9 protein-coding genes, 2 tRNA genes and 1 pseudogene are annotated in these 12,076 nt (G+C 58.7%); 6 read left to right on the top strand and 6 right to left on the bottom strand.

The features are described from left to right. Positions 1-176: 176 nt before the first annotated feature. The gene (locus tag ACQ4V8_RS16465; protein ID WP_080570579.1) at positions 177-623 is read left to right on the top strand and encodes a response regulator; all 447 of its coding nucleotides are present in this window, start codon (positions 177-179) and stop codon (positions 621-623) included. Positions 624-671: 48 nt separating this feature from the next. Here ACQ4V8_RS16465 and ACQ4V8_RS16460 read toward each other — a convergent pair whose 3' ends face one another. The 5 genes from ACQ4V8_RS16460 to ACQ4V8_RS16440 all read right to left on the bottom strand — a co-directional run bounded on the left by ACQ4V8_RS16460 (position 672) and on the right by ACQ4V8_RS16440 (position 4,944). Then, complete coding sequence (locus ACQ4V8_RS16460) at positions 672-1,103, bottom strand: hypothetical protein (RefSeq protein WP_070345713.1); 432 nt, start codon at positions 1,101-1,103, stop codon at positions 672-674. A gap of 474 nt (positions 1,104-1,577) precedes the next feature. Next, a tRNA-His gene (locus tag ACQ4V8_RS16455) sits at positions 1,578-1,653 on the bottom strand. A 133-nt stretch (positions 1,654-1,786) separates the two neighbouring features. Further along, positions 1,787-2,644, bottom strand: a complete 858-nt coding sequence (gene murI, locus ACQ4V8_RS16450) for a glutamate racemase (RefSeq protein WP_070345712.1) — start codon at positions 2,642-2,644, stop codon at positions 1,787-1,789. A 66-nt stretch (positions 2,645-2,710) separates the two neighbouring features. Continuing rightward, positions 2,711-4,252 carry a fumarate hydratase gene (locus tag ACQ4V8_RS16445; protein WP_010395318.1) on the bottom strand — a complete coding sequence of 514 codons (1,542 nt, stop codon included), beginning with the start codon at positions 4,250-4,252 and terminating at the stop codon, positions 2,711-2,713. Between the two features lie 80 nt (positions 4,253-4,332). Continuing rightward, complete coding sequence (locus tag ACQ4V8_RS16440) at positions 4,333-4,944, bottom strand: YqhA family protein (RefSeq protein WP_070345711.1); 612 nt, start codon at positions 4,942-4,944, stop codon at positions 4,333-4,335. A 302-nt stretch (positions 4,945-5,246) separates the two neighbouring features. Between ACQ4V8_RS16440 and acs the strand changes: the two genes are divergently transcribed. From acs to ACQ4V8_RS16415, 5 genes are all read left to right on the top strand, one after another. After that, entirely contained in the window at positions 5,247-7,253 is a 2,007-nt protein-coding gene (gene acs, locus ACQ4V8_RS16435; protein WP_436571864.1) for an acetate--CoA ligase, read from the top strand. 210 nt (positions 7,254-7,463) lie between these two features. Then, positions 7,464-7,554: transfer RNA gene (locus ACQ4V8_RS16430), tRNA-Ser, on the top strand. A 242-nt stretch (positions 7,555-7,796) separates the two neighbouring features. Then, positions 7,797-9,107 (top strand): tyrosine-type recombinase/integrase, encoded by a 1,311-nt coding sequence (locus ACQ4V8_RS16425; RefSeq protein ID WP_436571863.1) that lies wholly within the window; start codon positions 7,797-7,799, stop codon positions 9,105-9,107. 1,116 nt (positions 9,108-10,223) lie between these two features. Further along, positions 10,224-11,090, top strand: coding sequence for a phage integrase N-terminal domain-containing protein (locus ACQ4V8_RS16420; protein ID WP_436571895.1), 867 nt, complete (start codon positions 10,224-10,226; stop codon positions 11,088-11,090). Between the two features lie 137 nt (positions 11,091-11,227). After that, positions 11,228-11,428: a helix-turn-helix transcriptional regulator gene (locus ACQ4V8_RS16415; RefSeq protein ID WP_034760447.1), complete on the top strand. Its 201-nt coding sequence runs from the start codon at positions 11,228-11,230 to the stop codon at positions 11,426-11,428. A 485-nt stretch (positions 11,429-11,913) separates the two neighbouring features. Here ACQ4V8_RS16415 and ACQ4V8_RS16410 read toward each other — a convergent pair. Next, a pseudogene (locus ACQ4V8_RS16410) lies at positions 11,914-12,076 on the bottom strand (IS481 family transposase); the annotation flags it as partial.

The raw sequence follows: 12,076 nt of genomic DNA, 5'->3' as shown, positions 1-12,076 counted from the left end.
CGTCAATTGCGCAAACTGCGTAGGGTTGGCGTGCCCCGCGCGAAGGCGGGGACGTGTTACTGGCGCGCTACAGCGGGCGGTCAGGATTGCCGCTTGGCAGCAGTGCTCGGGTGCGGCGGCATTTCACGTGCAGCTTGTATACTGCCGCTTTTGCAGCCGTCAGACGTGAGCCCACAATGAACCCGACAACTGAAACGACATCAGGCAACTCCTGCGTGGAACCCATCGAGGGCGACCAGCCGACAAGTACCGCGCGCAAATTGAATCTGTTGGTAGTCGACGATAACCAGGAAGTGGGCGAATCGCTGGCCATGTTGCTCGAAGCGCTGGGTCACAACGTGGTGGTGGTGCGCAATTGGCAGATGGCCGTCGAGCAAGTCAAGCTGTGCCTGCCCGACGCCGTCTACCTCGACATCGAAATGCCCGGCGTCAGCGGCATCGAAATCGGCCGCCGCCTGCAGCACAATGCCGAGACGGCCAGCGCCGTGCTGATCGCCGTCACGGGCCACAGCCTGCCCATGTATATGGACGACGCGCTGGCCGTAGGCTTTCGTCACTTCCTCGTCAAACCCGTGCGCCTGGAAGACCTGGCAACGACGGTGCAGTCGGTGCTGGCGGGCTAATCCTTTCACAACTGCCGCCCCGGCGTAGGGGCGGTCAAGTGTTCAGCATCATCGGGAAACGCAGTGGTTTCCGTTAGCGCTCCACTGCCGCACGATGCCACCAGAATCGACAGTGAACGTTATCGAGCATGCGAGAGCGATGTTCGTCGCTGGCCCTTGTGTCGGGACGTAAGTAGTCGATTGCTGGGTGTAGTTGCCTGCAGATGGGAGCGTGCCCTGATTCAGGGTGACGTTCCCTGTTGTATGCGTCGTCACAGGCTGCATCGTCGTCGCACCCGGTATCACGATGTTACTCGACTGCGTGTACTGCAAAGCCTTGGAGCCATCCTGTAGTTGATAGGAGCCTTGCGGGACGCCATAGGCCATTATCAATGCCCGTTCCGACTGTCCAACAAAGGCGTCCATCTTCGTGGTGAACTTGGCCGAGGTGGCACACCCGGACATCAGCAGCGCAGCAGCTAAGGCAGTAGTAAATTTCATAGACGGTTCCTTTGTGTAAAGTATTGTAAAGTCTGGGCAGGCTAAAAGTGGGTGCTGTGACAGTAATGCCGTTCAGTTAAGGGTTTTGGCGTGATTGATGAGCGCCAGTAAATTCGCTAACCCCAGAGGCAAAGAGCTGGGGTCGGACCCGCCGGGTCCGACCCCTGTCCTAGTTCTTGGGCTAAAAATAGCGTCACTAACACACTAACTGAACGGCATTAGCGCTGTGGCAGGCCCTTCGAGCATGATTTTCCGAGTTCAGAATGGCTTGGATCATGCCGCACACTGACTGATGGTATGGAAGCAAGGTATTTCGGGAGCAGTATCTTAGGGGCCAGCACCCGCGCCCGCATGATCCGCGCCGCATCGACTCATGCCGCGCTTACATGGAGCGCTTGCGTGGAGCTAATCGTGGAATAAAAAAAAGGGTTACAAGCCGTAGCGTGTAACCCTTTGATTTTCCTACGCATTCTGTGGGGTGGCTGATGGGGCTCGAACCCACGACAACAGGAATCACAATCCTGGACTCTACCAACTGAGCTACAGCCACCACTGTCTTACTTACCTATTTAGCTGTTTTGCTGAACAGGTGCCGAATTATACAAAGAACTCGGCAAAGTGGCAAATCTAAATGCAGTCTTTTTGAAAGAATTGAAAACGCGCATGAAAATGCGCGTTTGCGCTCACACGGACAGGTGGGTGACGGGCGGCTGCAAGTCTAGCAAACCGGCGAAGGCTTTCGCCAATGCTGCGACGCTGGCCGTCGTGTAGCCCTGCAGTCGCGGGGCGCCGTTGTCGCTGCGGCGCAGACTTGCCGCGTCGAGCAAGCGGGCCAGCTGGCGCGCTACGGCGTCGCCCGTGTCGACCAGGGTGATCTGTTCCTGCGTATGCGCGCGCACTGTGCGGACGATGGCGTCTTGCACGAAAGGGTAGTGGGTGCAGCCCAGCACCAGGGTATCGACGCCTTGCTCCAGCATGGGCGCGATGTAGCGCTCCAGCATGGCGCTGGTGGCGTCCTGCGGGTCGTTGCCCAGTTCGCACTGTTCGATGCGGTCGGCCAGGCCGATGCAGGGCTGCAAGATGAATGTCGCGCCCGTGGCGGTGCTCACCTGCTCGCGCAGGGCCAGCAGCTTGTCGCCGCGCAAGGCGCGCTCCGTGGCCAGCACGGCGATCTTGCCATTGCGGCTGATGGCGGCCGCCGGTTTGAGGCCCGGTTCGACGCCGACGATGGGCAGGTCCGGGTAGCGCGCGCGTAGTGCCTTGATGGCGGCGATGGTGGCCGTGTTGCACGCCACTACCAATGCTTTCGCGCCTTGCTGTAATAAGAAGGCGGTGATCGCCAGCGAGCGCTCGACCACTTGCTGTTCTGTCTTGTCGCCGTATGGCGCATGGGCGGAATCGGCAAAGTAGATCAGGTCTTCCTGCGGCAGTTGCGCGCGGACATGGCGCAGCACCGACAGGCCGCCCACGCCGGAGTCAAAGATGCCGATGGGTAGCGTGACCGACCCCAGATTTGCGCTATTACGTAAGGTAAAAGTCATATAAAACCGAAGAAGATAAAAAAACGCCGCGCTGATGTGCCGCGCGGCGTTGATGCTAGTGCTTGTTTAAGCGACCGTCACGGCAATCTTGCTGACGCTAGTGAGTTGCTCGATCTTCGCCTGCCATTCTTTCGGGCCGGTGTTGTGCACCGATGTGCCTTTGGCATCCACCGCCACCGTCACTGGCATGTCGACGACGTCGAATTCGTAGATCGCTTCCATGCCCATGTCGGCAAAGCCCAGCACCTTGGCGTGCTTGATGGCTTTCGACACCAGGTAGGCGGCGCCGCCCACGGCCATCAGGTAGGCCGACTGGTGCTTCTGGATCGATTCGATGGCGATCGGGCCACGTTCGGCCTTGCCGATCATGGCGATCAGGCCGGTTTTTTCCAGCATCATGTCGGTGAACTTGTCCATGCGCGTGGCCGTCGTCGGGCCAGCCGGGCCGACGGCTTCGTCGCGCACCGGGTCGACCGGACCGACGTAATAGATCACGCGGTTCTTGAAGTCGACCGGCAGCTCTTCGCCCTTGGCCAGCATGTCCTGGATGCGCTTGTGCGCGGCGTCGCGGCCCGTCAGCATCTTGCCGTTCAGCAGCAAGGTCTGGCCCGGCGTCCAGGAAGCGACTTCTTCTTTCGTCAGCGTGTTCAGGTCGACGCGCTTGGATTTTTCCGTGTCTGGCGTCCAGTGCACTTCCGGCCACGACGACAGCGATGGCGGCGTCATGTAGGCCGGGCCCGAGCCGTCGAGCACGAAGTGACCGTGGCGCGTGGCGGCGCAGTTCGGGATCATGGCGACGGGCTTCGATGCCGCATGCGTCGGGTGCATCATGATTTTCACGTCGAGCACGGTCGTCAGGCCGCCCAGGCCTTGCGCGCCGATGCCCAGCGAGTTGATCTTGTCGCACAGCTCGATACGCAATTCCTCCAGTTTGTTCTGTGGACCACGTTGTTTCAGCTCAAACATGTCGATGTCTTCCATCAACACCTCTTTTGCCATCAGCATGGCTTTTTCAGCCGTGCCGCCGATGCCGATACCCAGCATGCCAGGCGGGCACCAGCCGGCGCCCATGGTCGGCACCGTTTTCATGACCCAGTCCACCAGCGAGTCGGACGGGTTCATCATGATCATCTTCGATTTATTTTCCGAACCGCCGCCCTTGGCAGCGACTTTCACGTCGACGGTATTGCCTTCAACCAGCTCCATGTGCACCACGGCTGGTGTGTTGTCCTTGGTGTTCTTGCGGTCGAAATGCGGGTCGGCCACGATGGAGGCGCGCAGCTTGTTGTCGTCGAAGTTGTACGCGCGACGCACGCCTTCGTTGACGGCGTCGGTGACCGTGCCGCTGAAACCTTCGAAGCGCACGCCCATGCCGATTTTCAGGAAGACGTTGACGATACCCGTGTCCTGGCAGATCGGACGCTTGCCTTCGGCGCACATGCGCGAGTTGGTCAGGATTTGCGCGATTGCATCTTTTGCCGCCGGGCTTTGCTCGGCCGTGTAGGCGCGCGCCAGGTGCTCGATGTAATCAGCAGGGTGGTAGTAACTAATGTACTGCAACGCTGCGGCGACGGATTCGATCAGGTCTTCTTGCTTTATGACAGTCATGGTGTTCTCGCGGTGGATAAGAAGGGTAGGACTCTTTGCTGAAAGCCCATGGCCGCCGCTGGCAGCCATGGGCGATTGTTTCAATGAGGGCGTGCTTGATTCTGGGTTACCGTCATGATGCGGTCCGTGTATGCAATCGCCATCGCTGACAGGATGAAAACGATGTGGATGGACGTTTGCGCGATGATCACTTCGATCTTGTACGAGTTGGCGTTGATGAAGGTCTTCAGCAGGTGGATCGACGAGATGCCGATGATGGCCATCGCCAATTTCGTTTTCAGCACCGACGCATTCACATGCGACAGCCATTCCGGCTGGTCTGGATGGTCGTCTAAGTGCATGCGCGAGACAAACGTTTCGTAGCCGCCAATGATGACCATGATCAACAGGTTCGAGATCATGACGACGTCGATCAGGCCCAGTACTACCAGCATGATGGTCGCTTCATTGAGCTTGGTCGGCAGGGCGCCGCCCGGCACGGCCACGGCCGTCAAGACGTGCTGCAGGGCCGCATCATTGCCGAACACGGCGCCGATCAAGTCCGACAGCTCCACCCAGAAGTGAAATACGTACACGCATTGAGCGAGGATCAGGCCCATGTACAGCGGCAGTTGCAGCCAGCGCGACATGAAGATGAAGGCGGCCAGGGGGTGCAGTTTGCTATGTTTGGGTTTTTGTGAGTGGTCGATCATCTGGGGTTTCCTGGTGGTAAATACCAATTTTTGGTATGCCCGACATTTTACACTTGCAGCTGATCCCTGCGCATGCCCTCGGTTTGGATTCTTGGCCTTGCTGAAACACAAAGTGGCTGCAAGTTCTTGCGTTGTTGTCGTTTTTTCATCTTGTCGGTCGCGCAGCGCGCGCTTGACGCCCTTCAGCACTGGCGATTATGGTGTGTGTGGATAGAATGGATCGAAGAAAACGCTGCATGTAAGGCGTCCGTAAGACAGCAGGAATATGGTGTTAACAAACAATTACTACACTGGAGACGAATATGGCCGCTATAGAAAACCAAGGGCAGGGCACTGAGCAGCAGGGACCGGAAGAGTCGCGCGTGTTCGAACCGTCGGCAGCATTTGCCGCACAGGCAACCATTTCCGGCATGGACGCCTACCGCGCCATGGTGGCGGACGCCGAACGCGACTACGAAGGCTTCTGGGCCAAGCTGGCGCGTGAAAACCTGAGCTGGAAAAAGCCGTTCACCCGCACCCTGAACGAAGACAATGCCCCGTTCTACAAATGGTTCGAAGACGGCCAGCTGAACGTGTCGTACAACTGCCTCGACCGCAACATCGAAAATGGCCTGGGCGACAAGACCGCCATCATCTTCGAAGCGGATGACGGCAGCGTCACCAAGGCAACATATAAAGAGTTGCACGAAAAAGTCTGCAAATTCGCCAACGGCTTGAAAGCCAAGGGCATCAGCAAGGGTGATCGCGTGATCATCTATATGTCGATGTCCGTCGAAGGCGTTGCAGCAATGCAAGCCTGCGCGCGCATCGGCGCCACCCACTCCGTGGTATTTGGCGGCTTCTCGGCGAAATCCTTGCAGGAACGCATCATCGACGCCGGTGCCGTCGCCGTCATCACGGGCGACGAGCAATTGCGCGGCGGCAAAAAGCTGCCATTGAAATCCATCGTCGACGAAGCGCTGGCGCTGGGCGGCTGCGATTGCGTGAAAAACGTCATCGTCTACAAACGCACGGGCAGCGACCTGCCGATGCACGCTGGCCGCGACACCTGGCTGCACGACCTGGTCGAAGGCCAGAGCGCGCAATGCGAGCCGGAATGGGTCGATGCCGAGCATCCACTGTTTATTCTCTACACCTCCGGTTCCACCGGTACGCCCAAGGGCGTGCAGCATTCGAGCGGTGGCTATCTGCTGTGGGCCGCGCTGACGATGAAATGGAGTTTCGACATCAAGCCCGACGATGTGTTCTGGTGCACGGCCGACATCGGCTGGGTGACGGGCCACAGCTACATCGCGTATGGCCCGATGGCCGTGGGCGCCACGCAAGTGGTGTTCGAAGGCATCCCGACCTACCCTAACGCGGGCCGCTTCTGGGAAACCATCAAGAAGCACAACGTCAGCATCTTCTACACGGCGCCGACGGCCATCCGTTCGCTGATCAAGGCCTCCGACGTGGACCCGAAAGTCCATCCAGTCAACTACGACCTGAGCAGCCTGCGCCTGCTGGGCACGGTCGGCGAGCCGATCAACCCGGAAGCGTGGATGTGGTACTACAAGCACATCGGCGGCGAGAAATGCCCGATCGTCGATACCTTCTGGCAAACCGAAACGGGTGGCCACATGATCACCCCGTTGCCAGGCGCGACGCCAATGGTACCCGGTTCCTGCACCCTGCCATTGCCGGGCATCATGGCCGCCATCGTCGACGAAGCGGGCCAGGACGTGCCAAACGGCCAGGGCGGCATTTTGGTGGTGAAGCGCCCATGGCCTTCGATGATACGCACGATCTGGAACAACCCCGAGCGTTTCAAGTCCAGCTATTTCCCGGAAGAACTGGGCGGCAAGATGTACCTGGCAGGCGACGGCGCCATCCGCAATAAGGACACCGGCTACTTCACCATCACGGGCCGCATCGACGACGTGCTGAACGTCTCGGGCCACCGCATGGGCACGATGGAAATCGAATCGGCGCTGGTGGCCAACCCGCTGGTGGCCGAAGCGGCGGTAGTCGGCCGTCCGGACGACACGACCGGCGAATCGATCTGCGCCTTCGTAGTGCTGAAACAAGCGCGCCCGACCGGCGAAGAAGCGAAGAAGCTGGCGCTGGAGCTGCGCAACTGGGTCGGCAAGGAAATCGGCCCGATTGCCAAGCCGAAGGAAATCCGTTTCGGCGACAACCTGCCAAAAACCCGCTCCGGCAAAATCATGCGCCGCCTGCTGCGCGTGCTGGCCAAGGGCGAGACGATTACGCAAGACGTCTCGACCCTGGAAAACCCGGCGATTCTGGATCAGTTGAAAGAAACGTCCTAATGTTGCTTGGGTAGTCGAAACCCAAACCAACATCCGGGGTCGGACCCTAAGGGTCCGACCCCAGCCCTTACCGGGGTACTGCATGGGCCTACTTTTACCCCCGGGCAAATAACTTTGGCAGTCTATAGAATCTTTGCTATAATCTACGGCTTCGCGACAAGCGATATGCAGTACACAATGTGAGCAAGCAAGACGCACGCATTGCCTTCAGGAGAGATGGCTGAGCGGCTGAAGGCGCACGCCTGGAAAGCGTGTATAGGGTAATACTCTATCGGGGGTTCGAATCCCCCTCTCTCCGCCACGGATAGTAATTAAGTAAGATCAGGACGTCTCAGGAAGTCCCTCAAAAACCGCTTAGAGCCTTGATTCTAAGCGGTTTTTTCGTTTTTCGGCGTCTCAGGTCGTGTCAGCCCATTTCAATGCATCGCGCTTTTTTTAGGGTAGGTGATGTGGGATCGGCGGCATACCCTTGATCGTCTACTCTTTTAATTTGCACCATCTTGTCTATAGTGTTCTTTCAACACGTTGACGTGGAGGTGCATCATGCCCAAGATCATTGCTCCGCTGACTGACGCTCGTATCAGGAACGCCAAGCCACGCGAGAAGTTGTACAAACTGTTTGATGGCGACGGCTTGTATATCGAGGTGACGCCAAGCGGTTCGCGCATCTGGCGCTTCAAGTTCCGACAGGCCAACGGCAAGGACAACCTGCTGACCTTCGGCCCATATCCGGAAATCACGCTGCAGCATGCTCGCGAAAAGCGCCTGGAGACCCGCCGCCTGATGCTGCAAGGGATCGATCCCGGCAAGCACCGCGATGACGCCAAGCGGCGATTGAAGGAGCGCGCCGCCAACACATTTGAAAAGATTGCCCGTGAGTGGCACGCCAACAAGGTGCCGACCTGGAGCGAGCGCACCGCCAAGAACGTCCTGCAACGGCTGGAGGCAGATATCTTCCCGGCCATTGGCCGCAGGCCCATCGATGAACTCAAGCACCTCGAGGTAATCGCTGCACTGCGCAAGATCGAGGAGCGCGGCGCAAGCGAAATCGCTCATCGCCAGAAATCCGTATGTGCGTCAATTTTCAGCTACGCGATTCAATGCGGATTCACAGAGAGTAATCTGGTCACCGATATGAAGGATGTGCTGAAGACCGTCCGCGCCGGACACTTCGCCGCCATCAACGCCGACGAGCTACCGCAGTTCCTGGCCATTCTGGACCGCAACGAAGCACGCATGTTCGCGCCGACCCGCATTGCGCTGCGGCTGATGCTGCTGTGCTTTGTGCGTACCAGCGAGTTGATCGAGACGCCCTGGAGTGAAATTGACCTGGAGCGCGGCGAGTGGATCATTCCATGGCAGCGCATGAAGCGCGGCAAGCTGACCGTCAATCCGGATATGACCAACCATCACGTATGCCTGTCGCGCCAGGCGCTGGAGCTGCTGCGCGAACTGCACGCGATCACGGGCCGCAGCAAGTACCTGTTCCCGAATCAGCGCGACCACGAAAAGCCAATCAGCAATAACACGATACTGGTGGCGCTTGGACGCATGGGATACAAGGGCAAGATGACCGGCCATGGCTTCCGGGCGCTGGCCATGAGCACTATCAAGGAGCGCCTGGGCTACCGGCATGAAGTCGTGGACCGGCAGCTGGCACATGCGCCGAAGGACAAGGTGGCCAGTGCCTATGACCGGGCGCAGTTCCTGGCGGAACGGCGCCGGATGATGCAGGATTGGGCCGACTACATCGATGCCGTCAGCGGCAAGGGAGAGCCGCCGCAGACGCCCAGATTAACGCTGGTCAGCGGTGAGTTCAGCCGGGATGGCGGAACAGGAGGGCACCATTTCTAAGTATGTATTGCGCCTCACGGATGCGCTTATCAAGCAGACCGCTTCCAAGGAGAAATTACATAAACTAGCTATCGGAGCCTTTGTCCGGGCTGCAACGCTGCCGGTCAATGCCGGTGGCACCAGTCCAGTCCGCGCCGGTCGCAAATCTGCGTACTACGAAAAGCGCACTTGACGAAACGAACCACTTGCAAACGTCGATATCAGGCATAGAATGAAGCTCTCTTATGTGGGAATCGCTCCCACGAGGGCATGCTTCGAGCATGTCCCTATGCTTAGCGGCATAGGCGTTGCGGTCGTTACCCGTCACCATGATACATAGCAGTTTCTGCTAGATATATCGCCGGGCCATGCAGAAGCATGCACATCTCGGCACGATAAAGCGCTGCCTTCAGCGCCTACATATCCCACAGTCCGCAAGACGGATTGCCTGGATGATTGCGCCCGGTGGGCGCTTCTTCAAACAGGAGCAAGACTCCTGCCCTGATTGGTTCGCATGCCCCGCGGGGTAGCGCACCCTATGAAGCACAGCATGGCTTTGCCGCAAGCCGCACCGTCAGCAGAAATGCCAGCGATGCGATGCCATCGCGGCTGCCGCCAGCGCATGTGCTTCAGAGTCGCCAGTATCATCACCGCGAGTGCGATGCTGGCTTGTATGCCGTCACATGCCATGGCTACGTGCGCGCGTCGTTACTGGCGGCGTGCTGCCAGTGACGACGCGCCGCCGACGGCATAGGCCCAGGCGGCAAGCACAGAGCGTCCGCGTGACGGTGCTCAGTGACGAGGCCAGATGCCTCTCCATCGCAGGCTAGCCCCGCGATGCCCTTCGCCCGCTACGGGCTGATTAGTTGAAGTTGATCCGTGCACGATGTGCACTCCATGGACCCTGGGTGATTGGTCCCCGCTGCGGCAGCTCCCTCCGGGAGCGCGCAGCGGTGCCACACGCGCATGCGGCGCGGGCAGGCATTAACAGCAACCGCATACACGGGAGTGGTGTCCCGAGGCCCTTGATTCAACCTTTTCTGCCGAGGCAGTGAGGGTGGCCAGAAACACTTACCAGACAGGATTACACCACGCGGCATCGATGTGAAAACCAAAGATCGAAAGGATGACTTTGCCATGCGCGACTTGAACTACCAGCTCAAGCAACTGTGTCACCGCAACCGGGATGGCAGCTTTGCGACGCAGGCCGACCGCGAGCGCTTATTGAACTTGTGCGCCAACGACCTGGCGGATCGGGGCTTCCAGCATATGAGCGTGGACAGTCTGAAACCGAAACATGTGGCGGCGCTGCTCGACAAGTGGAAGCAGGATGGCGTCAGTACCGGAACGATCAAGAATCGCATGAGCGCCCTGCGCTGGTGGGCCGAGAAGATTGGCAAGGAGAACGTCATTGCGCGCACCAACGGTGAATACGGCATCGCGGAGCGGGTGTTTGTCACCAATGTTTCGAAGGCGAAGGTGCTGGACGCCGACACGCTGGCCCGCGTGAACGACCCGTATACGCGCATGTCCTTGCAGCTTCAGGCGGCGTTTGGATTGCGGCGCGAGGAAAGCATCAAGATCAAGCCGGGATGGGCCGATGGCGGGAACATCCTGCGGCTGAAGGATAGCTGGACCAAGGGTGGCAAGTACCGGGAGGTGCCGATTGCCACCATGCAGCAGCGCGCTGTGCTGGAAGCGGCCAAGGCGCTGGCCGGAAAAGGCAGCTTGATTCCGGCGCAGTTGCGGTATCGGGACCAGTTGAACCGTTTTCGGGCGCAGTGCGACAAGGCTGACATCCATGGCGTGCATGGGCTGCGGCATGAGTACGCGCAGCGGCGCTATGCGGAGTTGACTGGCCGACCTTGTCCAGCCAGTGGCGGGGCGACCTCCAGACAGCTGGATGCTTCACAAAAACTCGCAGATCAAGCTGCCCGGCTGAAGATTTCGGCGGAAATGGGACATGGCCGTGAACAGGTCACCTCCATCTATCTAGGCAGATGACCGCCCACTTGTATCAGGACCGTAGCGCATGGAACAGAAGAGATGCAAAGGAGTGCAGCCCTGGCGCTGCCGGAATGATCGCGGAGAGTCGGCATGACTCTCCATTGTTTGCTGTTCATCAATCGAAGGAGAATCGTATGACCACGACTAAAAAATTCCTCCGCTTGCCTGCGGTCATCGAGGCCACCGGCTGGTCCCGCGCCACAATCTGGCGCAAGGTGAAGGCAGGCGTGTTGCCAGCACCAATTCCCATCGGCCCCAAGTCCATCGCTTGGGACGCAGAGGAGATCGCTCAATGGCAGCAGCGCTGTATTGACGCTAGGCGTGGAGTCGCTTGAGTGGGAGTTAATAGTGGCTGGATTAGAAGCGCCCCGCCTCGTAAGACCTAATGGGGAGGGCCTGCCGGCCCTCTCCGAATCGTCCAACTGCTGCGGCTGTGCGGCAGCCCCGCGCGCCTGCGGCGCGTGTCGCGGTTCTAATTAGGTATTGACTGAGCATGTTTTTACGGCGTCCAATGCATCAGTCTGTGTCCGAGTGGCGGACCTGACCCCTACGGCCATCGGAGGAGAAGCGCGGTATTGCGGCGTAGTGCTCGCACAGCAAACTATGAAAATTTGTTGCTGACATTGATCAAGGTCGGCACATATGCATGTCAAATGTTCCCATTTTGAGGCTGCCTATTACTGCTGATCTACCGTGCTAGTTTCGGCATACATTCCTGCTGAATCTGCTTTCGTACCTGCAAAAAAAGGGTTCGGTCGACGTTGCGTCCGATAATTTTAGTGGTTCAGTCGCTGGGCGAAGTGGGGCAGGATAGGTGAAGTTAGCTGTCCAGTCCCGTTTGATCATAAATGCGCTTGACGAATAGCTCCGGCTTCTTTTGCTGCCATTCTTTGAGCGCCTGGATGGGTGTTTTGGCACCGATGGCCCGTTGTGGAATGTGGTGGTTGTAAAGCTTTAAATAGTTGAGCAAGGTCTTCTCCAGG

The organism is Janthinobacterium paucivorans (genome assembly GCF_051380805.1).
GTDB lineage: Bacteria > Pseudomonadota > Gammaproteobacteria > Burkholderiales > Burkholderiaceae_D > Janthinobacterium > Janthinobacterium lividum_D.
The sequence above is the reverse complement of the archived record's forward strand: the minus strand, read 5'-3'. Positions and strand labels throughout refer to the sequence as shown.

Excerpts from the sequence above, each read along its gene's own strand:
- ACQ4V8_RS16425 (WP_436571863.1), top strand. The coding sequence starts at position 7,797 with ATGCCCAAGATCATTGCTCCGCTGACTGACGCTCGTATCAGGAACGCC.
- ACQ4V8_RS16445 (WP_010395318.1), bottom strand. The coding sequence starts at position 4,252 with ATGACTGTCATAAAGCAAGAAGACCTGATCGAATCCGTCGCCGCAGCG.
- ACQ4V8_RS16440 (WP_070345711.1), bottom strand. The coding sequence starts at position 4,944 with ATGATCGACCACTCACAAAAACCCAAACATAGCAAACTGCACCCCCTG.
- ACQ4V8_RS16460 (WP_070345713.1), bottom strand. The coding sequence starts at position 1,103 with ATGAAATTTACTACTGCCTTAGCTGCTGCGCTGCTGATGTCCGGGTGT.
- ACQ4V8_RS16415 (WP_034760447.1), top strand. The coding sequence starts at position 11,228 with ATGACCACGACTAAAAAATTCCTCCGCTTGCCTGCGGTCATCGAGGCC.
- ACQ4V8_RS16420 (WP_436571895.1), top strand. The coding sequence starts at position 10,224 with ATGCGCGACTTGAACTACCAGCTCAAGCAACTGTGTCACCGCAACCGG.
- acs (WP_436571864.1), top strand. The coding sequence starts at position 5,247 with ATGGCCGCTATAGAAAACCAAGGGCAGGGCACTGAGCAGCAGGGACCG.
- murI (WP_070345712.1), bottom strand. The coding sequence starts at position 2,644 with ATGACTTTTACCTTACGTAATAGCGCAAATCTGGGGTCGGTCACGCTA.
- ACQ4V8_RS16465 (WP_080570579.1), top strand. The coding sequence starts at position 177 with ATGAACCCGACAACTGAAACGACATCAGGCAACTCCTGCGTGGAACCC.